General features: G+C 63.9%; 25 protein-coding genes. All 25 read left to right on the top strand.

Translation table 11 applies throughout. The annotated features are described in order from the left end of the window. Nucleotides 1–194 precede the first annotated feature (194 nt). The 25 genes from DAUD_RS13175 to DAUD_RS10800 all read left to right on the top strand — a co-directional run bounded on the left by DAUD_RS13175 (nt 195) and on the right by DAUD_RS10800 (nt 23,135). Nucleotides 195–860, top strand: coding sequence for a transposase (locus DAUD_RS13175; RefSeq protein WP_012303215.1), 666 nt, complete (start codon nt 195–197; stop codon nt 858–860). A 31-nt stretch (nt 861–891) separates the two neighbouring features. Beyond that, nucleotides 892–1,755 carry a peptide chain release factor N(5)-glutamine methyltransferase gene (prmC, locus tag DAUD_RS10915; protein WP_012303214.1) on the top strand — a complete coding sequence of 288 codons (864 nt, stop codon included), beginning with the start codon at nt 892–894 and terminating at the stop codon, nt 1,753–1,755. Nucleotides 1,756–1,895: 140 nt separating this feature from the next. Further along, nucleotides 1,896–2,960 carry an L-threonylcarbamoyladenylate synthase gene (locus DAUD_RS10910; RefSeq protein WP_041571419.1) on the top strand — a complete coding sequence of 355 codons (1,065 nt, stop codon included), beginning with the start codon at nt 1,896–1,898 and terminating at the stop codon, nt 2,958–2,960. Next, entirely contained in the window at nt 2,957–3,499 is a 543-nt protein-coding gene (locus tag DAUD_RS10905) for a manganese efflux pump MntP (protein ID WP_012303212.1), read from the top strand. The genes DAUD_RS10910 and DAUD_RS10905 overlap by 4 nt, the downstream gene beginning before the upstream one ends. 26 nt (nt 3,500–3,525) lie before the next feature. Next, nucleotides 3,526–3,999, top strand: coding sequence for a low molecular weight protein arginine phosphatase (locus tag DAUD_RS10900; RefSeq protein ID WP_012303211.1), 474 nt, complete (start codon nt 3,526–3,528; stop codon nt 3,997–3,999). A gap of 127 nt (nt 4,000–4,126) precedes the next feature. Further along, a complete protein-coding gene (rpiB, locus tag DAUD_RS10895) occupies nt 4,127–4,585 on the top strand; it encodes a ribose 5-phosphate isomerase B (protein ID WP_012303210.1) in 459 nt (152 codons plus the stop codon). A 1-nt stretch (nt 4,586) separates the two neighbouring features. Further along, entirely contained in the window at nt 4,587–5,834 is a 1,248-nt protein-coding gene (locus DAUD_RS10890; protein ID WP_012303209.1) for a serine hydroxymethyltransferase, read from the top strand. A gap of 91 nt (nt 5,835–5,925) precedes the next feature. Further along, nucleotides 5,926–7,143 carry a non-hydrolyzing UDP-N-acetylglucosamine 2-epimerase gene (gene wecB, locus DAUD_RS10885; protein ID WP_041570967.1) on the top strand — a complete coding sequence of 406 codons (1,218 nt, stop codon included), beginning with the start codon at nt 5,926–5,928 and terminating at the stop codon, nt 7,141–7,143. A gap of 173 nt (nt 7,144–7,316) precedes the next feature. Then, nucleotides 7,317–7,571 (top strand): AtpZ/AtpI family protein, encoded by a 255-nt coding sequence (locus DAUD_RS10880; RefSeq protein WP_041570966.1) that lies wholly within the window; start codon nt 7,317–7,319, stop codon nt 7,569–7,571. 12 nt (nt 7,572–7,583) lie between these two features. Next, nucleotides 7,584–7,985 (top strand): ATP synthase subunit I, encoded by a 402-nt coding sequence (locus DAUD_RS10875; RefSeq protein WP_012303206.1) that lies wholly within the window; start codon nt 7,584–7,586, stop codon nt 7,983–7,985. A 24-nt stretch (nt 7,986–8,009) separates the two neighbouring features. Beyond that, nucleotides 8,010–8,783 (top strand): F0F1 ATP synthase subunit A, encoded by a 774-nt coding sequence (atpB, locus tag DAUD_RS10870; protein ID WP_012303205.1) that lies wholly within the window; start codon nt 8,010–8,012, stop codon nt 8,781–8,783. Nucleotides 8,784–8,878: 95 nt separating this feature from the next. Then, entirely contained in the window at nt 8,879–9,109 is a 231-nt protein-coding gene (gene atpE / locus DAUD_RS10865; protein ID WP_012303204.1) for a F0F1 ATP synthase subunit C, read from the top strand. A 117-nt stretch (nt 9,110–9,226) separates the two neighbouring features. Beyond that, nucleotides 9,227–9,718: a F0F1 ATP synthase subunit B gene (atpF, locus tag DAUD_RS10860; protein WP_012303203.1), complete on the top strand. Its 492-nt coding sequence runs from the start codon at nt 9,227–9,229 to the stop codon at nt 9,716–9,718. Then, a complete protein-coding gene (locus tag DAUD_RS10855) occupies nt 9,715–10,263 on the top strand; it encodes a F0F1 ATP synthase subunit delta (protein WP_012303202.1) in 549 nt (182 codons plus the stop codon). The genes atpF and DAUD_RS10855 overlap by 4 nt, the downstream gene beginning before the upstream one ends. 15 nt (nt 10,264–10,278) lie before the next feature. Then, the gene (gene atpA / locus DAUD_RS10850) at nt 10,279–11,802 is read left to right on the top strand and encodes a F0F1 ATP synthase subunit alpha (protein ID WP_012303201.1); all 1,524 of its coding nucleotides are present in this window, start codon (nt 10,279–10,281) and stop codon (nt 11,800–11,802) included. A 22-nt stretch (nt 11,803–11,824) separates the two neighbouring features. After that, a complete protein-coding gene (gene atpG / locus DAUD_RS10845; RefSeq protein WP_012303200.1) occupies nt 11,825–12,712 on the top strand; it encodes an ATP synthase F1 subunit gamma in 888 nt (295 codons plus the stop codon). 27 nt (nt 12,713–12,739) lie between these two features. Beyond that, nucleotides 12,740–14,158 carry a F0F1 ATP synthase subunit beta gene (gene atpD / locus DAUD_RS10840; RefSeq protein ID WP_012303199.1) on the top strand — a complete coding sequence of 473 codons (1,419 nt, stop codon included), beginning with the start codon at nt 12,740–12,742 and terminating at the stop codon, nt 14,156–14,158. A 57-nt stretch (nt 14,159–14,215) separates the two neighbouring features. Then, a complete protein-coding gene (locus tag DAUD_RS10835; protein ID WP_012303198.1) occupies nt 14,216–14,629 on the top strand; it encodes a F0F1 ATP synthase subunit epsilon in 414 nt (137 codons plus the stop codon). Nucleotides 14,630–14,783: 154 nt separating this feature from the next. Continuing rightward, nucleotides 14,784–15,752 (top strand): stage II sporulation protein D, encoded by a 969-nt coding sequence (gene spoIID / locus DAUD_RS10830; RefSeq protein ID WP_012303197.1) that lies wholly within the window; start codon nt 14,784–14,786, stop codon nt 15,750–15,752. 168 nt (nt 15,753–15,920) lie between these two features. Then, nucleotides 15,921–16,172 carry a sporulation transcriptional regulator SpoIIID gene (gene spoIIID / locus DAUD_RS10825; protein WP_012303196.1) on the top strand — a complete coding sequence of 84 codons (252 nt, stop codon included), beginning with the start codon at nt 15,921–15,923 and terminating at the stop codon, nt 16,170–16,172. 210 nt (nt 16,173–16,382) lie between these two features. Beyond that, nucleotides 16,383–17,414 carry a rod shape-determining protein gene (gene mreB, locus DAUD_RS10820; RefSeq protein ID WP_012303195.1) on the top strand — a complete coding sequence of 344 codons (1,032 nt, stop codon included), beginning with the start codon at nt 16,383–16,385 and terminating at the stop codon, nt 17,412–17,414. A 118-nt stretch (nt 17,415–17,532) separates the two neighbouring features. Next, a complete protein-coding gene (locus DAUD_RS10815) occupies nt 17,533–18,078 on the top strand; it encodes a pyruvate kinase alpha/beta domain-containing protein (protein WP_012303194.1) in 546 nt (181 codons plus the stop codon). Nucleotides 18,079–18,168: 90 nt separating this feature from the next. After that, nucleotides 18,169–18,477, top strand: a complete 309-nt coding sequence (locus DAUD_RS10810) for a type II toxin-antitoxin system Phd/YefM family antitoxin (protein WP_012303193.1) — start codon at nt 18,169–18,171, stop codon at nt 18,475–18,477. Continuing rightward, complete coding sequence (locus DAUD_RS10805) at nt 18,470–18,922, top strand: type II toxin-antitoxin system VapC family toxin (protein WP_012303192.1); 453 nt, start codon at nt 18,470–18,472, stop codon at nt 18,920–18,922. Before DAUD_RS10810 ends, DAUD_RS10805 begins: the two co-directional genes overlap by 8 nt. Nucleotides 18,923–19,148: 226 nt before the next feature. Beyond that, on the top strand, nt 19,149–23,135 hold the full coding sequence (locus tag DAUD_RS10800; protein ID WP_012303191.1) for an S-layer homology domain-containing protein: 3,987 nt from the start codon (nt 19,149–19,151) through the stop codon (nt 23,133–23,135). Nucleotides 23,136–23,410: the final 275 nt, after the last annotated feature.

The following is a 23,410-nucleotide window of genomic DNA, read 5'->3' as shown; positions in this document are numbered from 1 at the left end:
TTTCCCTGACTTTCCCGAAAAAAGGGGCCAGGCCCCTTTTTCTGATTCGAGTCCATAGATGAAACGGCCCTCCCGTCCAAGGGAGCCAGTTTTTTGGGCTGATTTTCTTGTACAGGATTGCAGGAAAGGAAAAAGATAGAAAGAAAAGGAATAATGTCAAAAGCCGGCCTGTTTGTTCGTTAGGGGGTTTCATTGTGCCCAGACCAGTGAGAGGTTTGGCGGACGGTTTTATATACCACATACTCAACAGAGGAAATGCCAAACAAGTGGTGTTTAAAAAGGCCCAAGACTACCAAGTATTCGTAGAACTAATGATGGAAGCCAAGAAACGGTACTCCGGGATCAGGCTGATGGCCTATTGTCTTATGCCCAACCATTTTCATTTGGTGCTGCAACCAGACCAAGGGATTCATCTCAGCCAGTGGATGCATTGGCTGATGACTACCCACGTTCGTCGCTATCACCAACATCACCAAACCGGCGGACACCTATGGCAGGATCGGTACAAAAGCTTCGTAATCCAGGATGATGATCATCTGCTGACTGTTCTGAGATACGTTGAAGGTAATCCTGTTCGGGCCGGTCTAGTCGATTTTGCGGAGGAGTGGCCGTGGTCTTCCCATCGGGAAAGAGTGCGGGGTGGCCGGGTCTTGGTGGATCACACCCCGGTAGAATTGCCCTCAAACTGGAAAACATATGTGGATGAGCCCCTAACGGCAAAGGAGTTGGAGACTATACGGTTAAGTGTCGTTCGCCGGTCGCCGTTTGGAGAACCGGCGTGGTGCAATAAGACTGCACGGGAACTCGGGTTGGAGTCTACCTTGAAGCCAAGAGGTCGGCCAAGAAAACATAACCGCTAGTTCCTGTGTCCATTGTGGAGCGAGCAGATTAATGTCGGACCCCTTTTCTACGGTTGGAGAGGCGCTGGCTTGGGCGAGGACGGCGCTTCGGGCCGGTGACAATGAAACCCCGGCTCTGGATGCGGCCGTGCTTCTGGCTGCAGTTCTAGGGTGTGACCGGGTCGACCTGTACCGGGAGCCTGAACGCGCTCTGACTGAAACTGAACGGGGCCGTTTTGAGCAGATGGTTCGGGACCGGCTTGCGGGACGGCCGGTGGCTTATCTTACCGGGCATCGGGAGTTCATGGGCCTGGATTTTGTGGTTACGCCCGAGGTATTGGTGCCACGGCCCGAGACCGAGCTGATCGTCGAAGAGGCTCTCCGTCTAATGAGCGGTGGACCGGAGGGTTCCCTGGTGGTGGACGTCGGAACAGGCAGCGGGGCCATCGCCGTCAGCCTGGCTCGCTACGTCCGGGGGGCGCGCGTACTGGCTACCGACCTGTCGGAAGCAGCCCTTACCGTAGCCCGGCTGAACGTCGGTCGCCACCGGGTCGCCGTTGAGTTCCTCCTCGGTGACCTTATGGAACCCATTCCGGCCGCACTGGCCGGACAGATTGATCTGATTATAGCCAACCTGCCGTACATCCCGACTGCCCAAATGGATACCCTACCCCGGGCGGTAAGAGCCGAGCCGCGTCTCGCCCTCGATGGCGGGCCGGACGGGCTGGACCTCTACCGAAGGCTGGTTCCGCAGGCGCACCGGTTTTTGCGCCCCGGCGGATCGCTTCTCTTTGAGATCGCACCCGGGCAAGGCCGAGCCGCACTGACGATAGTGCCGAGTCCGGATTGGGAAAGTAGAATCCTGACGGACTTGGCCGAACGGGAGCGCGTGGTCATTGCCTGCAAAAGCTTGTAATGCAGATTTAGTTAAGTAATTTAAATAATTAAGGAATTTCGCCCTTCGGGAAAGTCAGGGAAAGTAAAAAGGGGCCTGGCCCCTTTTTCGGGTTGGATATGTGGTATACTACCACCGGTGACAAATAGATGGTGACGAGGATGAAATCGCTAGGAGAGGGCCGGACAATCCACTGGCGGGTTGATCCGGACTTTCCCGACCGCCGGACGATTACGGCCGCCGCCGCCCTGATCCGGGAGGGCGGCCTGGTCGCCTTTCCGACCGAGACCGTCTACGGCCTCGGGGCCAACGCCCTGGACCGGCAGGCGGTGAAACGCGTCTTTGCGGTGAAGGGGCGGCCCGACGACAACCCGCTGATCGTTCATGTTGGCGAACGCGCCGAAATCTCCGGCCTGGTGCGGGACTTGCCGCCGTCGGCGGAGAAGCTGATCGGCTTGTTCTGGCCGGGCCCGCTTACCCTGGTGCTGCCGCGCTCCGACAGAGTGTCCCCGGCGGTCACCGCCGGCCTGGACAAGGTGGCCGTGCGGATGCCCGCTCACCCGGTGGCCCTAGCCCTGATCCGGGAGGCCGGCGTGCCGGTAGCAGCGCCCAGCGCCAACACCTCCGGCCGCCCCAGCCCGACCACGGCCGCGCACGTGCTGGAGGACCTGGACGGACGGATCGAGGCCGTCCTGGACGGCGGCCCGGTCCCGGTCGGCGTGGAGTCCACCGTGCTCGACCTGACCGTGTCGCCGCCGGTGATCCTGCGTCCCGGCGGGGTGACCGGAAGGCAGTTGGCCGCAGTGCTGGGCGCGGTCGTTCACCATCCGGAAGCAGCGCCCGGGCGGCCCCAGGCCCCCGGGATGAAATACCGGCACTACGCGCCGCGGACCCCGCTGGTGCTGGTGGAAGGGCCGCCGGCCGCGGTGACCGCCCGCATCCGTGAGTTGGCCGCCGCGGCGCGCGCCTCGGGGGAGCGCGTGGCCGTTCTGGCGCGGACCGACACGGCCGCCTACTATCCGGACGGCCCGGTCGTCCCCTGCGGCAAAAGCAACGACCCCGGCAGCGCCGCCGCCGCGCTGTACAGCGCCCTACGTGAGTGCGACGCCTTGGGGGCCGACCTGATTCTGGCCGAAGGCCTGGCGGCCGAAGGCCTGGGACGGGCCGTAATGAACCGGTTGCGCAAGGCGGCCGCGAAAATCGTCGTTGTGGAGGCCGGGTCTTGACCGCCGGCACGGTGCTCTTGCTGGCGGGCGCGCTGGGCACGGACGCCTTCTCCCTGTGCCTGGGGCTGGGGCTGAACGGCTTCCGGCGGCGCATGGCCTGGATGCTGGTCGGCTTGATCGTGGCGCTGCACGTGGTCCTGCCGGTCGCCGGCTGGTATGCCGGGGAGTTCACAGGCCGGTTGGTGGGCCGCTGGGCTGCCTACCTGGGCGCCGCCATACTGTTTTACCTGGGTGTGAAAATGGTCCGGGAGTCACTGGCGGAGGGCCGGACTGCCACTGGGAAACTTGAAAGGGCCGGGTTCCTGGGCCTCACCGTTCTGGCGGGCAGCGTGAGCATGGACGCGCTGAGCGTGGGCTTCACGCTGGGCACGGCCGGGGCCGCCCTACTGCTGACCGCGGGCGTGATCGGCCTCGTGGCCGGCTTGATGTCGGCGGCCGCTTTCGTCCTGGCGCACCGGGTGGAAGATTGGGTCGGGCGCCGGGCCGAGTTGCTGGGGGGTCTGGTGCTCATCGGGGTTGGCCTGCGCCTGCTGTTCTAGTTCGGAGCGCGGGGGAGTGAATTGTCTTGAAAAAACGGATTCTATTCGTCTGCAGCGGCAACACCTGCCGCTCACCGATGGCCGAAGCCCTGGCCCGGGAGATCATCCGCCGGCAGTACGGCGGGGCAATCGACGTCTGCTCGGCCGGGGTGTTCGCCCTGCCGGGCGCGCGGGCCACACCCGAGGCGGTCGAGGCGCTGGCCGAAGCGGGGATCGACCTGAAGGGGCACCGGGCGGCCCTGCTCAGCACCGCGCTCGTTGAAGAGGCGGACCTGGTGCTGACCATGACCGCTATGCATCGCCACCAGATTCTGCAGCTGGCGTCGGACTCCGGTCACAAGGTGCATGTCCTGGCTGACTACGCCGGGTGGGGCGGCGACCTGGAAGACCCGATCGGCCGTCCGTTGGCCGTTTACCGGGATTGCGCCTCCCGCCTCCGGACCCTGGTGACCGCGGCGCTGGCCCGGTTCGCCCGAACGGGGCCCGCCGGGGAAAGCTGATGGTGGCCCGGCGGAAGGAATCTCCGTAGCGATGTAGAAACCTTCCGAAGTTTATCTTTATTTGCCTAGGGATTCGGAACCGGACCAATCAGCGGATCGGAGAATCAGCGGAAGGGAGTTCTGATGTTTGCGAATCGCCATTGCCTGTGACCACGGCGGATTCAAACTCAAGCAGGAAGTACTGGACTGTTTGAAGGATAGCGGTTTTCAAGTTCAAGATTGCGGGACGTTTTCCGAGGCCTCGGTCGACTACCCGGACGTGGTGCTGCCGGTGGCCGAGGCCGTAGCCCGGGGGGAGTGGGACCGGGCCATCCTGTTATGCGGCACGGGCATCGGGGTGGCGATGGTGGCCAACAAAGTGCCGGGGGTCCGGGCGGCGGTCGCCCACGACCCTTATTCGGCCCGTCATTCGCGGGCCCACAACGACGCGAACGTCCTCGCTCTCGGAGAGCGGGTCGTCGGTCCGGGCTTGGCCCGCGATATCGTGACCGTCTGGCTTCAAACCGAATTCGAGGGCGGCCGGCACGCTCGGCGGGTCGGCAAGATCGCGGCCGTTGAAGAAAAATACGCCCCGAGGAGGAGTTAGTATGGTCTGGAACCGGTCCCTGGCCGAAACCGACCCCGAAATCGCCCGGGCCATCGCGCTGGAGATCACCCGTCAAGGCGCCAAGCTTGAGCTGATCGCCTCCGAGAACTTCGTCAGCCGCGCCGTCCTGGAAGCCCAGGGTTCGGTGCTGACGAACAAGTACGCCGAGGGCTATCCCGGCGCGCGCTACTACGGCGGCTGCGAGTACGTGGACATCGTGGAGAGTGTGGCGATCAGGCGGGCGAAGGAAATCTTCGGCGCCGGGCACGCGAACGTGCAGCCCCACTCCGGGGCCCAGGCCAACATGGCCGCCTATTTCGCCTTCCTCGAACCGGGCGACACGATCATGGGGATGCGTCTGGCCCACGGGGGGCACCTGACCCACGGCGCGAAGATCAATTTCTCGGGCCGGTACTTCCGGTACGTGCCCTACGGGGTGGAGGAGGAAACCGGCCGGATTGACTACGACCGGATGCATGCCATCGCCCGCGAACACCGCCCGAAACTGATCGTCGGCGGGGCCAGCGCCTACCCGCGCGAACTGGACTTCGCCCGGATGCGTGCCATTGCGGATGACGTCGGTGCGCTCTTGATGATCGACATGGCGCACATTGCCGGCCTGATCGCCGCCGGACTGCACATGTCCCCGGTGCCGTACGCCGACGTGGTGACCACCACGACCCACAAAACCCTGCGCGGCCCGCGGGGCGGGATGATCCTGTGCCCGGAGGAGTACGCCGCCGCCATTGACAAGGCGGTATTCCCGGGAATCCAGGGCGGCCCTCTGATGCACGTGATCGCGGCCAAGGCCGTGGCCCTGGGCGAGGCTCAGCGCCCCGAGTTCAAGACCTACCAGGAACAAATCGTGAAAAACGCCCGCGCCTTAGCCCAAGCCCTGCAGGAGCGGGGTTTTGAGCTGGTGGCGGGCGGCACCGACACCCACCTGATCCTGGTCGACCTCCGGAACAAGGGCCTCACCGGCGCCGTGGCCGAGGACCTTCTGGACCGGGTGGACGTCACCGTGAACAAGAACATGGTTCCGTTCGATCCCCAGCCGCCCCGGGTCACCAGCGGCATCCGCATCGGCACCCCGGCGGTCACCACCCGCGGGATGAAGGAGGACAGCATGGTCCAGATCGCCGAGGTGATCAGCCTGACTCTGGATCATCCGGAAGAAGGGGCCGTCCAGGCGCGGGCGAAAGCCATTGTTGCCGAATTGTGCGCCGCCCACCCGTTCCTGAAACTGTAGCGCAAAAAAGGGGCCAGGCCCCTTTTTGGGCCCCGGGAAAAGTCAAAAGGTAAAAAGGGGCCTGGCCCCTTTTTCGAGGAGGTGGAGGGCCGTGAAGGACCGGAAGGTGCTGGTTGTCTTCGGCACCCGCCCGGAGGCCATCAAGATGGCCCCGGTGGTGAAGGAACTGGAGCGCTCACCCTGGTTTGAACCCCGGGTGGTGGTCACGGCCCAGCACCGGGAGATGCTCGACCAGGTGCTCGACCTGTTCGGCATTGTCCCGGCGCATGATCTGGACATCATGCGCCCCGGCCAGTCCCTTTTCGACGTCACCGGGCGGGCGCTGCGCGGGCTGGAAGAGGTGTTTAGCCGCGAGTCCCCCGACTTCGTCCTGGTGCACGGCGACACCACCACCACCTTCGTGGGCGCGCTCGCCGCCTACTACCTCCAGATCCCGGTCGGTCACGTGGAGGCCGGCCTGCGCACCCGCAACAAGTTCTCCCCGTTTCCCGAGGAGTTGAACCGGCACCTGACCGGAGTGCTGGCCGACCTGCACTTTGCGCCCACCGCACGCGCCCGCGCGAACCTCCTCGCCGAGAACGTGTCCCCGGAGCGGATCGCCGTCACCGGCAACACCGTGATTGATGCCCTCCTGGAGACGGTGCGCCGCGATTACGATTTTATCAGCCTTGTGGAGACCGCCAGCCCAGCCGCCACCCCGGCCGGCCGGAAAGGCCTGGCCCGCCTGGCCGCACTGGCCGCCCGCGAGCCCCGCTTCGCCCCGTACCGGCTGCTTCTCGTGACCACCCACCGCCGCGAAAACCTGGGCGCCCCGCTGCGCGGGGTGTACCGGGCCCTGCGGCGGATCCTGCAGGAATTTCCCGATACCTTGGTCGTGTTTCCGGTGCACCTGAATCCGGCCGTGCAGGACGCGGCTGCCGAATTGGGCGGCACCGAGCGGGTGCTCCGCACCCCGCCGCTCTCCTACCTGCCCTTCGTGAAGTTGATGGAGGCCGCCCACCTGGTGCTCACCGACTCGGGGGGCCTGCAGGAAGAAGCGCCTGCCCTAGGCAAGCCGGTCCTGGTGCTGCGGGACACCACTGAGCGTCCCGAAGCCGTGGAGGCGGGCACCGTCAAACTGGTGGGCCTGGACGAGGAAAACGTTTGGCGGGAAACGGCGCGGCTTTTATCCGACTCCGACGCCTACCGGCAAATGGCCGAAGCAGTGAACCCATATGGGGACGGCGAAGCCGCCCGGCGTACCGTCGGGTTCCTGGCGGCTTACTTCGGGCTGGCGGCGCCGCCCGACGAATACGTTAAAATTTTTTGAACCAAACGTCACAAAAAGTTGCTCTCCCGGAAGGAATACGTTTATCTCCGTAGAAAGGTAATAGCGTATAAAAATCGAGCAAGAATTGAAAACGGCTAGGTACTGAAGCAAACTGCCTGGTCTTTACTTTGGTTTTGGGCATGGGACTGGCGTTAACAAGGGAGGCATACCACGTGCAGGACAAGGGTGGCTTCGCCAAAGGTATGCGGGCCTTCGCGCTCGGTTCCACGATCGCTGTCCAGTTCGCTGTCAGTCTGGTTCTGGGTATCCTCGGTGGGCGTTATCTCGATGAGTTGTGGGGGACCGGCCCGTGGTTGCTGTTGCTGGGGTTGCTCCTGGGACTGGCAGCGGGCACGATGGGAATCTACCGCACGGTATCTCGTTTCATTCCGAACAAGGAGCCCGGCGGCAAGAACGACCGGCCCTGAGGAGTGTGGCCCTTGCACGAGAAAGAATACCACAGTCACGTGGAAAGAACCCTCAAGAAAACCCTGGTGCTTTTGATCGTGGCTCTGGTCGCGGTCTTTTTCGACCGGCAGAATATCTTCCTCTGGGGCCTAGTGGCAGGTCTCGTGGTTGGCGCCATCAATACTTTCTTCCTGGGTCTGCGCATCGACAAGATGGTCAAGGTTGTGCTGAACCACGGCGAAGCCGCTGGTGGCGCCTTCGTGATGATGGGTTTTTTCAGCCGTTGGGGGCTCATTATGCTGGCGTGCCTGTTTGCCGTCAAGACGGGTTGGTTCAGTCTTATTGGTATGCTGGCCGGGTTCTTGGCGCCTTCCGTCCTCAGTGTGGGCGAGGGCATCCGGGATCTGCGGGCGGTGTCCGATAAGAAGGTTTGAATATTTAGTTCGGGAAGGAGGTGAGTGCGCGCGGTGGCAGCGGAGTATGCAGGACATGGCGAAAAAACGGTGCTGGAAAAGATCCATCACGACCTGAACATCTGGGGAATTCCAAAACACTGGGACCTGGGGGAATTTATGGGCTTTCCGATCCAGCTGAACGCGGAAACGATCTTTCATACCTGGGTGGCCATGGCGGTGTGTCTCTTAATCGCCTGGGTGGCCGTACGGCGTATCGACATGCGCCGGCCGGGGAAGATGCAGGTCTGTTTCGAGATGCTGTTCGATTTTCTCCGAGGCCTGATCAATCAGAGCATGAGCCCGAAGAAGGGTGCCGGCCTGTTTTCGATCGTCGTAACCTTTTTCTTTTTCATCGCTGTGATGAACGTGATGGGTGTGGTTCCCACCTACGTTAAACCTACGGCTGACATTCAGACCACATTTGCCTTTGCGTTGATCACGGTATCCCTGATCTACATCTGGGGCATCAAGTACAAGGGTGCGAAGTATTTCAAGCATTACGTCTCCCCCAGCCCGATCTTCCTACCGATCACCATCATTGAGGACATCGCCAAACCGGTAACCCTGGCCTTCCGACTTTTTGGCAACATGAAGGGCAAGGAAATCATGATTCTGTCGCTTCTGGCCCTCATCAGCGGTACGAGTTGGCTGGCCGGTGGTTTCCTGGCGGGGACGCTCTGGTTGCTGTTCTGCATTTTCATTTCGTTGATCCAAGCTTTCGTGTTTACAATGCTGACCATTGCCTTTGTAAGCAGTGCGGTGAGTGAAGATCACTAGTTGAAGAAGTAACAAGGTGGGGTCGTTGGCGAATGCGGGAAAACCCGCAAAATCTCATAAGACACAAACAGAAATAACGGGAAGGAGGGAAACTAATGGAGGTACAAGCTGCTGCTGCGCTCGGTATGGCTTTCGTGGCCGGCATTTCGGCGATCGGTGCGGCGATCGGTGACGGTATGGCTTGCGGGAAGGCGATCGAGGCGGTTGCCCGTCAGCCGGAGGCCCGTGGCAACATCATGACCCTGATGTTCATCTCCGTCGGTTTGATCGAGTCGCTGCCCATTATCGGTATCGTTATTGCGTTCATCCTGATGGGCCAGCTGTAGGTTCGTATGTGTTTCAATCAATTAGGGTCTTGGCAGGTTTTAGTCTCCTCCAGACGCTAAAACCTGCTACCCTATCTTTATGTTCTCATGTCACCAAGGAAGGAGGAGAACAGGTAGGTGGTAGATCTCAGTTTTAATGCCACAGTATTTATGCAGATGTTCCACTTCCTCCTCATGCTTGTGGTCTTACGCCTGTTTGCCTACCGGCCGCTGATGAACGTGATCGAGCAGCGGCAGGCCTACATCGCCGACGAGATTGAAGCGGCCGAGAAGCAAAAAGCTGCGGCGGCCGAACTCCGCAGCCAGCTGGAGGCCGATCTGGCCAAAGCCCGCGAGGAGGCCAAGGCCATCGTGGCCCGGGCCACCAAGGCCAGCGATGAGCAGGCGCAGGCGATTATGGAGCAGGCCCGTACCGAGGCCCAGCGCCTGAAAGAAGAGGCCCTGGCCGAGATCGGACGTGAGAGGGAGAAGGCGATCGCCCAGTTGAAGGACGAAGTGGCGTCGCTGGCGGTGCTGGTGGCTGCCAAGGTGGTCAAGGACGGCCTGACCATCGACGCGCAGCACAACCTGGTACAGAACGCCATTAAAGAGGTGGGGCAGCTGCAATGATTAAGGGAGCGGTTGCCGCACGTTACGCCCAGGCGCTTTTCGATGTGGCACGAGACAACAACCGGATAGCGGAGACCGAGAATGAACTTCGCGGGTTCATGCGGTTGCTTGATGAGTCTCGTGACCTGCAGCAGGTGCTGTATAACCCCCAGGTCCCGGTCGAACTGAAGAAGGAGATCGTCAGGGAGGCCTTTGGGAAGGAGCTTTCCGGGACCACCCTCAATTTCCTCTGTTTGGTCCTGGACCGCCGCCGGGAGGTATACCTGAAGGGCATTGCGGACCATTTCATCGCCCTGGCCAACGAAACCCGCAATATCATCGAGGCGGAGGTGACCTCGGCCCTCGAACTTTCGGTGGTGCACAAGGTCAACCTCATGCAGGTTCTTTCCCGGATGACCGGCAAGGAGCTCCGGATTCGCTACCAGGTGGATCCCGACATCATCGGTGGCCTGGTGGTTCGTTTGGGGGATCGCATTATCGACGGCAGCATCAAGAGACAGCTTGAGCGGTTGAAGGACAGCATCCGCGAAACTAAAGTTGGATAGGGGTGACAGAGGGGTATGAATCTGAGGCCTGAAGAGATCAGTTCCATCATCCGGCAACAGATTGAAAAATACGAAGTACAGGTTGAAGTAACGGACGTTGGTACGGTCATCCAGATCGGTGACGGCGTGGCGCGGGTGTATGGACTGGAAGATTGCATGTATTCCGAGTTGCTGGAGTTTCCGGGAGGCACCCTGGGAATGGCCCTCAACCTGGAAGAGGACAACATCGGTTGCGTTATCCTGGGGTCCTACCTGCACATCAAGGAAGGCGACGTGGTCAAGCGGACCGGCCGTATTGCTTCGGTGCCGGTGGGCGAGGCGCTGATTGGGCGCGTGGTCAACCCGGTCGGCGAGCCGCTGGACGGCAAGGGGCCCATCAAAACCGACAGGTTCCGTCCCATTGAAAAAATCGCCCACGGCGTGGTCTTCCGGTCCCCGGTGGACACCCCGCTGCAAACCGGCATCAAGGCCGTGGACGCGATGATCCCGATCGGCCGCGGGCAGCGCGAACTGATCATGGGCGACCGCCAGACCGGCAAGACGGCGATCGCGGTGGACACCATCATCAACCAGAAGGGTCAGGATTGTATCTGCATCTACGTGGCCATCGGCCAAAAAGCGTCCACCGTGGCCAACGTGATCCAGAAGCTGCACGAGGAGGGCGCCATGGATCACACTATCGTGGTCGTGGCCGGTGCTTCCGACCCGTCCCCGCTCCTTTACATCGCCCCCTTCGCCGGCGCGGCGATGGGTGAGGAATTCATGGAAGCCGGCAAGGACGTCCTGGTCGTTTATGACGACCTTTCCAAGCAGGCGGCCGCCTACCGCGAGCTGTCGCTCCTGCTGCGGCGCCCGCCCGGCCGCGAGGCCTACCCGGGCGACGTGTTCAACCTGCACTCACGGCTCCTGGAACGGGCCGCCAAGCTGCACCCCAATATCGGCGGCGGTTCCATGACCGCGCTGCCGGTCATTGAGACCCAGCAGGGCGACGTGTCGGCCTACATTCCGACGAACGTGATCTCCATCACCGACGGCCAGATCATCCTGGAGCCCGACCTGTTCTACGCCGGCGTGCGCCCGGCCATCAACGTGGGTCTCTCGGTGTCGCGTGTGGGCGGCAAAGCCCAGCGGACCGCGATGCGCCAGGTGGCCGGCCAGCTCCGCCTCGACCTGGCCCAGTACCGTGAGCTTGCGGCCTTCGCCCAGTTCGGTTCCGACCTCGACCGGGCCACCCGGGCGCGTTTGACCCGCGGCGAGCGCATGGTCGAGCTCCTGAAGCAGGGCCAGTACAACCCGATGCCGCTCGAGGAGCAGGTCATGTCCATCTACACCGGGGTGCGCGGCTACCTGGACAGCCTTCCGGCCGACAAGGTACGCGATTTCGAGATCGAGTTCCTGAAGTACATGCGCACCGAAAAGCCCGAGATTGGCGAGGACATCAAGGTCAACCAGAAGATTACCCCGGAAAACGAGTCCAAGCTGAAGGCCGCTGTTGAAGAATTCAAACAGATGTTTGTTACGCAGCACGGGCTAAGCTAGGCGCGGAAGGTGAGGTGTTAGGATGCCTGCGCTACGCGACTTTCGGCGGCGCATTAAGAGCGTAAAGAGTACCCAGAAGATCTGCAAGGCTATGAAGGCCGTGGCCACGGCTAAGATGGCCCGGGCCCAGGCGACCGTGGTCGCCGCGCGGCCTTACGCCCGGCAGTTGCACGAGGTGCTGGGCCGGGTGGCTTCCGCGGCCCGTGACGTGCAGAACCCCCTGTTGACGGTACGTGAGCCGAAGAGGGTGTGCTACATCGTGATCACCGCCGACCGCGGATTATGCGGCGGTTTCAACTCAAACATCCTGCGCACCGCCGTCAAGGAACTGAGCAAGTGGGAAGAATTCAAGCTGGTGGCTGTGGGCCGCAAGTGCCGGAACTTCTTCCGCTTCCGGGATTGGGAGCGGGACGCGGAGTTCATCGGCCTGGGCGAGAACATCCGGTTTGAGCAGGGCCAGCAGATCGCGCGGTTTGTGATCAACAAGTACATCGCCGGCGAGTACGACGCGGTGTACATGGTGTACAGCAAGTTCGTGAACATGTTGGTCCAGCAGCCGACCGTGGTGAAGCTCCTGCCGGTGGAACCGCCGGCGGAGGAAGCCGCGGAAAAGGCCGGGGGAGAGGAAGCCGCCGCCCCGAAAAAGGCGACGGTCGACTACATCTTCGAGCCCTCAGCCGCGGACGTCCTGGATTATTTGCTGCCCAGGTATGTTGAGAACAGTGTATACCACGGTTTAATCGAATCCAAGGCCAGCGAGCAGAGTGCCCGCATGATGGCGATGGATGCGGCCACCAAGAACGCGGGTGAAATGATCGATCGCCTGACGCTCCAGATGAACCGGCTGCGCCAGGAAGGCATCACCAAGGAGTTGCTGGACATCGTCGGCGGTGCGGCGGCACTCGAATAATGTTCGTGAGGAGGTTCGGGGAACGCAATGAATGTAGGTGAGGTAGTCCAAATCATCGGCGTTGTGGTGGACGTCCGGTTCCCGCCGGGCCAGGTCCCCGAGATTTACAACGCCTTGACAATCGAGACCGACAAGGTGGACGCGTTCGGGCGCAAGTTCAACCTGACGCTGGAAGTGGCGCAGCACCTGGGGAACAACGTGGTGCGCACCGTGGCCATGTCCACCACTGACGGTCTGGTCCGCGGTGCCAAGGTAGTCGACACCGGCGCGCCGATCAAGGTGCCGGTGGGCCGTCCCGTCCTGGGCCGGCTGATCGACGTGCTGGGCATGCCGATCGACGGATTGGGCGACATCAAGGCCGAGACCTATTACCCGATTCACCGTCCGGCCCCGGCCCTGGTCGACCAGTCGACCAAGGTGGAGCAGCTGGAAACCGGCCTGAAGGTGATCGATCTTCTGGTGCCCTTCATGAAGGGCGGCAAGATCGGGATGTTCGGCGGTGCTGGCGTGGGCAAGACCGTTATCGTTATGGAGCTCATCAACAACATCGCCAAGCAGCACGGCGGCATCTCGGTGTTTGCGGGCGTGGGTGAGCGGACCCGTGAGGGTAACGAACTGCTGCTGGAAATGACCGAGGCCGGCGTGTTGGACAAGACCATGATGGTATTCGGCCAGATGAACGAGCCCCCGGGCTGCCGCCTGCGGGTGGGCCTGACGGGCCTGTGCCTGGCCGAGTACTTCCGCGATGAGGAAGGCGCCGACGTGCTGATCTTCATCGACAACATCTTCCGCTTCGCCCAGGCCGGTACCGAGGTTTCCGCGCTGTTGGGCCGCATGCCGTCCGCCGTGGGTTACCAGCCCACCCTGGCGACGGAAATGGGCCAGCTTCAGGAGCGGATCACCTCCACCACCAAGGGTTCGATCACGTCGGTGCAGGCCGTGTACGTGCCCGCCGACGACCTGACCGACCCGGCCCCGGCGAACACCTTCGCCCACCTGGACGGCACCGTGGTGCTGTCCCGGCAGATCGCCGAGCTGGGCATCTACCCGGCGGTGGACCCGCTCGACTCGGTGTCGCGTATTCTCGACCCGAACGTCGTCGGGCAGGAGCACTACCAGGTGGCGCGCGGCGTGCAGAAGGTGTTGCAGCGGTACAAGGAATTACAAGATATTATCGCCATCCTCGGGATGGAGGAACTTTCCGAAGAGGACAAACTGATCGTGGCCCGGGCCCGCAAACTGCAGCGGTACCTGTCGCAGCCCTTCCACGTGGCCGAGGCCTTCACCGGCACCCCGGGGCGGTACGTGTCGCTTAAGGACAACATCCGCGGGTTCCAGGAAATCCTGGACGGTAAGCACGACGGCCTGCCGGAGGACGCCTTCTACATGGTCGGTACCATCGAGGAGGCGGTCGAGAAGGGCAAGAAGATCCTCGAGGCCTCCTAGGCGGGCGGCGGGGATCGCTTGGAACCGGTCAACGAGCAAGTAAGGATGTGGATATGAATGGCAGAAGCCACCCAAAAGGTTTCCATCGTTACCCCTGAGCGGGTGATTTACGGAGACGAGGCCCGTTTCGTTCACGTCCGGGGTACCGACGGCGATCTGGGTTTCCTGCCGGGGCACACCCCGCTCATTTCCAGCTTGAGGCCCGGCCTGCTCCGCATCCAGAAGGAAGGCCAGTGGAGCACGTTCGTGGTCGCGGGCGGTTTCGTGGAGGTCCGTGACAGCCGGGTGGTCGTGCTGGCCAACGCCGCGGAGCGCCCCGAGGAGATCGACCTCGCGCGGGCTGAAAAGGCCAAGGAGCGCGCCGAGAAGCGCCTGGCGGCCAAGGACCCCGAGATCGACGTGGTCCGGGCCAAGGCGGCGCTGGCACGCGCTGTGGCCAGGATCGAAGCGGCCGGACAGATCAAACGCTAAAGATTTCGTAAGAGCTTCAGGCTTCGAAAAAAGACCGAGGTGACTCATCACCTCGGTCTTTTTCCATGCCCTGTCCCTCCGTATAATTTACCCCCAAAAAACATAAACTCCTGGGTAAAGAGCCAGATATTGGCACACGGAGGGATTGAAAGAGGTGCGGAGACTGTTCTGGGGCTTGGTGCTGCTGGCCGTCGCGGCGGCGATCGCCTTTCCCGACGCCGCTCAGGAGTATGCCCGCCGGTTGGCGGACACCGGCGAGCCGGAGGTCCGGACCGACGTGCGGCTGTACCGCCACCAGACGGGTGAGGTAATAAACCTGACCCTGGCAGACTACGTGGTCGGGGTGGTGGCCGCCGAGATGCCGGCCGCCTTCCACCCGGAGGCCCTGAAGGCCCAGGCGGTGTGCGCGCGGACCTACATGTTGAAACGCCTGGTGGCCGGCGGCGTGGCGAACAGCCCGCACCCGGGTGCGGACGCGAGCGACGACCCGCGCCAGGGCCAGGGCTGGGTGTCCCGCGATGAACTGCGGGAACGCTGGACCACCTGGGATTACTACCGGAACTACTACAAGATCAAACGGGCGGTGGATGCCACCGAGGGCCTGGTGCTCACCTTTGAGGGCCAACTCATCGATCCGCTGTACCACTCCTCGTGCGGCGGGGCGACCGAAAACTCCGAAGACGTGTGGAAATTCAGGGTGCCCTACCTGCGCAGTGTGATCTGCCCTTACTGTACCGACCCGTACCCTGGTGAGCGGCGCACCTTCACGCTGGAGGACGTGGACGAAGCGCTCGGCACCGACCTGGCGGCGGTCGCCGTCACCACCGGCGCGTCTCCCGCGGCGGTGGTCGAGATTCTGGAATACACATCCACCGGGCGTCCCAAGCTGCTGTCGTTCAACGGCCGGACCGTCACCGCCACCACGGTGCGTGAGCGCCTGGGCCTGCGTTCGACAAACTTCACGCAGACGATCGAGGGCGGGCAGCTCATCTTAGAGACCAGCGGGCACGGGCACGGCGTGGGCTTGTGCCAGTACGGGGCCCGGGGTCTGGCCGAGGCCGGGCACGACTTCCGGAGCATCCTGGAACACTACTACACCGGCGCCCGTGTCGAACCCTACTAAAAAAGGGGCCTGGCCCCTTTTTACCTTCCCTGACTTTCAAGTTGGGGTCCTGACCCTAAACCTTGATGGCTTCTTGTTTTAAGGGGCCATTTTCTTTTTTGTGGCCAAGCATTTAAGCGTTTTTGCCGCATATAAATCACCTAACCAGCCTGACCGGGAGGTAAGGTGATGCAGGAGTATATTCAGAAGCGGGTGCTGGACATCTGCGCCTTCATTCTGGAGTCCAAGGCCACGGTTCGCCAGGCGGCCACCGTTTTCAAGGTCAGCAAAAGCACGGTCCATAAGGACATGACCGAGCGACTACCCTCCCTGAACAAGAAGTTGGCCAACCGGGTGCGAATAGTCCTGGAACACAACAAGTCGGTACGGCACCTGCGTGGCGGAGAAGCCACCCGCAAGAAGTATAAAGAAACCGGGTAAGTTTTTGGCGAAACAGGAGGATCATATCCATATTATGTAGAATAAAATAAAAACAGTGAGGATTACGGCAAACGGCTTTTTGCATCCGGTAGCTCGCGGCGCGCCGTCCCGGCGCGCCTGGGTGTGGATTTCCCCCCGCATATCTTTTTTCGACGCCGGTTTGGACAGGCCCGTAATCGGGAAGTAGTAACAGAAATGGAGGCAGACAGCGTGTTCAACTTCGCGCCGGATATCGGCGTCGACCTGGGAACGGCCTCGGTCCTGGTGTATGTGAAGGGCCGGGGCATAGTGCTGCGCGAACCTTCTGTCGTGGCGATCAACAAGGACAGCGGCCAGGTCATCGCCGTGGGCACCGAGGCCCGGCGGATGCTGGGACGCACCCCTGGTAACATCGTGGCTATCCGCCCCATGCGGGACGGGGTGATCGCCGACTTCGACGTTACCGAAAAGATGCTCCGTTATTTCATCAACAAGGTGGGTGCCCGCCGTTTTCTGTTCCGGCCCCGGGTGATGGTCTGCATTCCGGCCCAGGTGACCGGCGTGGAGGAACGGGCGGTGCGTCAGGCCGCCATGCAGGCCGGGGCGCGCCAGGCGCACGTGATCGAGGAGCCGATGGCCGCCGCGCTCGGCGCGGGCATGGACATTTCCCAGGCCTCCGGGTCCATGGTCGTGGACATCGGCGGCGGCACGACCGACGTGGCGGTGCTGGCTCTGGGGGGCATCGTGTGCTCGCTCTCGCTCAAGGTGGGCGGCGACAAGTTCGACGATGCCATCGTCCGTTACGTGCGCCGCGAGTTTAACCTTTTGATCGGCGAGCGCACGGCCGAGGAACTCAAGATCGAGATCGGCACCGCCTACCCGCGCCGCGCCGAGGAGCGGTCGGTGGCCATCCGCGGGCGTGACGTGATGAGCGGCCTGCCCAAGGCGGTGGAGGTATCCACCACCCAGGTCTGGGAGGCAATCATCGAACCGCTGCACCTGGTGGTCGGGGCGGTCAAGGAAGTTCTTGAGCGCACTCCGCCGGAGTTGTCCGCCGACCTGGTGGATAAGGGGATCATCCTTACGGGCGGCGGATCGCTCCTTAACGGCATGGACAGGCTCCTGTCCGAGGAGACCAAACTCCCCGTCGTTCTGGCCGACGACCCCATCTCGTGCGTGGCAATGGGCACCGGACGCGCCCTATCCTTGATGAATTACCTGCCCCGCCCCAAGAAGGACAAACTCTTCCGCCGCGTCGTCTAACGTGGGGAAAAGGTGCCCAAAGAGGTGTCTGACACTTTTTTCAGGGACCGTGTGACATGCGGGAAAAGGGGTCTGACCCCTTTCCCGCCCGAATCAGAAGGAGAGGGGGCTTAACAATATGCACTGGCCCACTAAAGGTCCCGCCAACACCGACGCCACCATCCGGGCCGCTGTCGCCCGCGCTCGCGAGCTGAGCATTTCCCGGATCATCGTTGCCTCGCACCGCGGGCAGACCGCCGAAAAACTCCTGGAGTCCGGCCTCGAGATCGTCTGCGTTACCCACCAGGTGGGCTTCGCCCGCCCCGGGGAGGACGAGATGCCGCCGGAAATGCGGGCGAAACTCGCCGCAGCCGGAGTGAAGCTCCTGACCACCACCCACCTCCTGGCCGGGATCGACCGGGCGTTGCGGTTCAAGTTCCAGGGCGTCTACCCGTCGGAAATCGTGGCCGACGCCTTGCGCATGCTCGGCCAGGGCGTCAAGGTCTGCGCCGAGATCGCCGGCATGGCCTGCGACGCGGGGCTGGTTCCGCCCGGGGAGGACGTCGTCTGCATCGCGGGCAGCGGCACCGGCGCCGACACCGCCTGCGTCATCAGCCCGGCGCATTCCCAGCACTTCTTCGACCTCAAGATCCGCGAGATCATCTGCAAACCCCGGGACTTCTAACCCGGGGTTTTAATCTTTCACTGTTGACCCTTCTAATCTTTCCTTTTTCGTGATATGCTACGGTTAATAGTACAGTTGGAGGTAATATTAATGCGTATGGCAAACGTAACGGAGGTTCGGAAGAGTATCCGCGCCCTCCTGGACGAAGTGGTGCGCACCAGGGAACCGGCGGTCATTCTGCAGCGGTCGAAACCGGTAGCATATCTGATCGACGCCGAGACCTTCGAAGAAATGCGGCGGCGAAACCGGGTGGATGAACTTGAACAGACCCCAAGCCAAACGGACATCTTGGACCGGATACTCCGGTTGAAGGCCCGGATAGCCGAAAGAAGCGGGGTTCAGGATGATTCCACCCGTTTGATCCGCGAACTCCGCGAGGGACCGGCCCGTTATGAGTAGCTGCATCTGCCTGGATACCTCCGTGCTGATCAAGATTCTCGTTGAAGAACCAGGCAGCGATCTGGCGGTGGCCTTGTTTCGAAGGGTTATTGCAAAACGGCGGGTCGTTGTCTTGCCTGCCTTTGCCTGGGCAGAGCTGGGGACGGTTCTGCGCAAGAAATGCCGAACCGGTGAACTCGCTATTGGGGAAGCGGACGAACTGTGGTCCATGTTCCGGGAGTTGCCGGAAATCGTGTACCTGGAGCACCGTGCGGTTCAGGAGCGGGCCTGGCTGATCAGCCGCCGGTTTGATCTGCCCACCCTCTACGATGCGGCTTTCCTGGCCGTTGCCGAAGTGGTTGCCGAGAAAACGGGGGAAGTCTGCGAATATTGGACGGCGGACGAAAAGCTGGTCAACCTGCTGGGCGGTCAAAGAGCGTACGTCAGGTGGTTGGGAGGCTTGTAAAGAGTTGGGGCAGGTAGGAAAAACCGGAGCGATCTTTGGGCCGTCTATATATTACCAGGGGCAAACCGTGCCGGAACCTGTAATTCTGTGGTAGAATATCGGCGAACCTGCCAGTTGACGAACATGCACGATGGGTAACCCGGATAACCCTGTAAACTCGGCTAACCCGATAAACCCGGGTGGCCGCCCTGATGTCGGACTTCCTTAAATAAAAAGTGGAGGCCGCATGCAAAAGCAAAGGCAACTGTTCGTGCTCGGCGCGCTTGTCGTGCTCAGTGCGTTGCTGATTACGGTTTTTCTGCTCGCGCCGGGGGGCGGCGGGCTCTTCGGCCCGGCGGCCGGCCCGGAGACCAGACCCGGCAAAACCGGCCGCACCGGCCCTCTCACCGTCCTTGAAACGGTCCCACCGCCGGCCTCCGCCGCCGCGGCCGCGGACGCGGGCCGGCCCGCAGACGGGTCCGGTGGCGATCCCCTGGTGCTCAACGTCACCCTGTTCCGGGCGGACGCCAAGGACCGGGTGGCGGCCCTGGTGCACGCGCACGGCGGCACTGTCCTGCGCGGCCTGGACGAGGAGGACGGCCGGGTCCTGCGGGTGAGCCTGTCCACCCCGCTGCCCGAGGCGCTCGCCGGCAGCCCGGACGTCTTTTCCCTTGAACCTTACGAAGCCCCTGTCCTTCTGAACGACCGGGTACGCGCGGTCATCGGGGCTGATTTTCTCACCGTGCCGGGCTTCGCCACGCCGTCTGGCCTAACCGGGGCCGGCCAGATCGTGGCCGTGGCCGACAGCGGCTTGGACCGGGGCCGCACCGACGAGATCCACCCCGACCTCGCCAGCGTCCCGGGCCGCATGCCCAAGGTCGTCCTCCTGCGTTCCTGGTCCGGCGGCGGCACGGCCGACCCGGTCGGGCACGGCACCCACGTCGCGGCCACGGTGGCCGGGACCGGCACCGCCTCCGGCGGGAAACACCGCGGCGTGGCCCCGGGAGCGAGCATCTACTTCCAGGCCCTTCTAAACCCGGCCGGCGAACTCGAACCGCCCGCCGACCTGGTGTCGCTCTTCCGCCCGGCCTACGAGGCCGGCGCCCGCGTGCACGTGAACGGCTGGGGCGGCCGGACCAACGCCTATCGGAGTGTCAGCGCCCAGGTGGACCGCTTCGTGCACTACTACCGCGACTTTTTACCCGTGTTCGGCGCCGGGAACGCCGGCCCGCATCATGGCACCCTCACCCCGGAAGCAAACAGCAAGAACGCCCTGGTGGTCGGGGCGTCTCAGAACCCCCGCCCGGCCTACGGCCCGGACAGCCTGGCCGCCGATAAAGCGGCCGCCTTCTCCAGCCGCGGCCCGGCGGCCGACGGGCGCATTAAGCCGGACCTCCTCGCGCCCGGCACCGCCGTCATCTCGGCCCGCTCGGCGCTCGTGGCCGACAACTACCCGGCCCACCCGGCCTACCAGCGGATGGAGGGGACCAGCATGGCCGCGGCCGCGGCCGGCGGGTCCGCCGTCCTGCTCCGCGAGTACTTCAGGGTCGAGGAACGCCTGGCCCGCCCCTCGGCGGCCCTCCTGCGCGCCGCCCTGGTGAACGGCGCCCGACCCGTAAAAGGGGCGGAGCCAAGGCAGACCTTCGGCATCCTGGACCTCGGCGCCACCGTCCTCGCCCTGCGCGAGAAAACCTTCCACCACATCGACGCCCACAACGGCCTGGCGGAGGGCGAGGCCGTCTCCCGCACCTTCGCGGTCGAACACCCCGACGCGCCCTTTTCGGCCACCCTGGCCTGGACCGACCCGCCCGCCGCCCCGGGGGCGGCCCGCACCCTGGTGAACAACCTGGACCTGACGGTCACCTCGCCGGACGGCACGGTTTTCCACGGCAACGACTTCGCGGGCATCGGCCGGTCCGACGACGTGAACAACATCGAGCGGGTGGTCATCGCGCGGCCGCAGCCCGGGACCTACACCGTGACCGTCCGGGCGGCGCGCGTCGCCGAAAACGCTGCCTGGAGCCGCGGGACGGCGGCGCCCGCCCAGGACTTCGCCCTGGTGTTCGGCTGCCTTCCGGTGCGGGAGACGGCCCTTGGCGCGAACGGAAACGCGCTGGAGACCGCCGGCGGCGGCCGGGTCGAACTCCCGCGCGCCGGGGCGAAAAACCTGGTGAACGGGGTGCGCGCCGGCGGCACCGCAAAGGACATTCTGCCCGGCGCCGACCTCTATCTGTTCGGACCTTCCGCTGAGGCGCCCCGGGCTGCGTACGCCGTGTCCGCAACCTGGCGCGCCGGGGCGGTGAAAACCCTGGACTTCGAGGGGGAGACCGTGTTCGCGGCCATCAATCCGCTGGAGCGGGAGGGCGGCTACTTCCTGGCCCCGCAGGGCCGGAACGCCGTCTGGATCAACGGCGCCCCGGGGACCCCGGAAGCGCTGCCTCCGGGGGTGGAAATCACGGGTGCCGTCAACCCGTCCACCCAGACCCTGTGGCGGGTGGAGGCCTTCTACCGGGAGCGGGACGGACTCCTGGCCGCGATTGACGCCGCCGCCGGGAAGATCCGGCTGGTCGGGGACGAGGAGCCCCTGCGGATTTCCCCCGCGGCCGCCGTTTCCATCGACGACGTCGTGGTGGACGGCTGTTGGATCGACCGGCCCTTCGGCGCGGCTGGCGCGGCTGTGGTGGGAGAACTGCGGGCCGGCATGGCGGTCCGCCTGGTCCTGTCGCCAACCACCGGGGAAGTGCAGTATATCAGCGCCCGCCGGCCGATCGCCTTTGGCGGGCTGCACGCGGTCGACCCCGAAAGCCGGCGCCTGACTCTGGAAACCGGCACCGAGTTCAAAGTCTTTCCCGGCGCCGCCATCCGCCGGGACCGGGAGACCGTGCCTCTTGAAGCCTTGCGGCCGGGCGACCGCCTCCTGGCGGTGCTCCTGCCGGGTTCGCGGGAAGTGCTGGGGGTGGAGGCGTTCTCGCGGGTGCTGTACGGCCAGGTGCTGTACACCGGCGAAACCGTGGCTTACCTGATGGACGAGTACGACGTGTTTCGAAGTATCACCTTTACGCCCGGCACCCAGTTCTTCCGCTGGGGCCTGCGGGTGGACGCCGCCGCGCTGTCCCCCGGTCTCTGGGTGCGGGTGCTCCTGGACCCGGCGGGGCACCCGCACCAGCCGGGGCGGGTCGGCCGGGCGCTGCGCTTCGACGTTGCCGAACGGGCGGTCCGAGGGGCGGGCACCCTGGAAATGTATGACCCCGGCCGCCGGCTGGTCCGCATCGACGGACAGGAGTACCGGCTGGACCCGCGCACCGCGGTGCTCAAAAACGGCTACCCGGTCACCGCCGAGAGCCTGCGCCCCGGCGAACGGGTGGAGTTCACCGCCCTGCCGGCCGGGGCGGAGCAGGTGCTGATCGAGGTGGCGGCGCGGTCGGTTCCCGGCGTACCCGCTCCGGAGCTGAGCGCTTCCGGACTGCCGTTTAACGGCTACCTGCTGGTGAGCGGGCGCACCAGCGCCGACCGGGTGCATTTCGTGCACGCCGACGGCAGCCGCTTGGAAGTGCCCCTGCGGGAGAGGAGCTTCGCCTACCCGGTCCAGAGGCAGCCCGGTGAAACCAGCCTGCGGGTGGTGGCGGTGGACAGCCAGAGCGGCGCCGTCACCGGGCAGACGGTGTCCTTCCCGCCGCTCCGGGAAGCGCGCGTCCTGACGGACATCCGGGGCTCCTGGGCCGAGCGGGACATCCAGGCCCTGAGCGCCCGGAACCTGATGGTCGGCTATCCGGACGGCACCTTCCGGCCGGACCGCCCCGTGAACCGCGCCGAGTTCAGCGCCGTGCTGGTGCGCCTCCTGGGCTGGCCCACCAGACCGGGCGCCGCCCCCGGCTTTGCCGACGATGCCGCCGTCCCGGACTGGGCCCGGCCCTCGGTCGCCGCCGCCCGCGACCGCGGTCTGGTCAGCGGCTACCCGGACGGCACCTTCCGCCCTGCGGCTCCCGTCACCCGGGCCGAGGCCGCCGCCGTCCTCGTGCGCGCGCTTGAGCAGTTCCGGGACCCGCCGCCGGATTCCCCGCCGCCCTACGCCGACTGGGCCCTGGTGCCCGACTGGGCGCAAGCCCCCGTGTCGCGCGCCTACGAGGCCGGGATCTTCCGCGGCCGCCCGGACGGGCGCTTCGCCCCCGCCGCCCCCGTTACCCGCGCCGAGCTGGCCGCGGCCCTAAACCGCTTCCTCGCCGCCGGCCGGTAAAGCAAAACAAAAAAGAGCCCCTTTCGGGCCCTCCCGGGCATGATGGGCCGGAGAAACAAAGACCATCTTGGCTGCCTTTTCGGAAAACAATTCCCGCGCCAGATCGGCCGCCACCTTATAATTCTTCAGCCGCACCCTGCAGGTGAGTATAATTTCCCTGGCCCGGATCGCCCCTCATGACCAATATCTCTATAGCCGGTAAACAAGCATTTGTCGATACCGGGGCCTATTACGCGTTTCTGGACCAGGACGGATCGTTATCACCGCTTCCATCA

Origin of the sequence: Candidatus Desulforudis audaxviator MP104C (genome assembly GCF_000018425.1) — a bacterium.
In the GTDB taxonomy this organism is placed as follows: Bacteria; Bacillota; Desulfotomaculia; order Desulfotomaculales; family Desulforudaceae; genus Desulforudis; species Desulforudis audaxviator.
The sequence above is the reverse complement of the archived record's forward strand: the minus strand, read 5'-3'. Positions and strand labels throughout refer to the sequence as shown.